Below are 274 nucleotides of genomic sequence, written 5' to 3' on the forward strand. Positions count from 1 at the left end.
TCCGAACCCGATGGCCTTGACCGCGATGATGCCGACGATGATCGCGTTGAACGCCCGGGAGACGGAGATGAACCCCCTGTTGATCGCGTACAGCGGCTTCGGCGAGAGGTTCTCCGCGGCCATGAACGCTATCGGGACGCTCAGCACGATGCCGGTGAGCGTCGACACCATCGCCATCGCGACGCTCTCGAGCATCTTGTCGAGGATCCGCTGGGCCTGTCGCGGGGTCGCCGAGGGCGGGAGGAAGTCCCCGACGAGCGAGCCGGCGCTCCCG

General features: G+C 67.2%; 1 pseudogene. It reads right to left on the reverse strand.

Annotated features, from left to right (window positions below):
- Positions 1-274 (reverse strand): annotated as a pseudogene (locus EXE42_RS17765) (phosphonate ABC transporter, permease protein PhnE); the annotation flags it as partial.

It is taken from the genome of Halorubrum sp. SP3 (assembly GCF_005435195.1).
GTDB lineage: Archaea > Halobacteriota > Halobacteria > Halobacteriales > Haloferacaceae > Halorubrum > Halorubrum sodomense.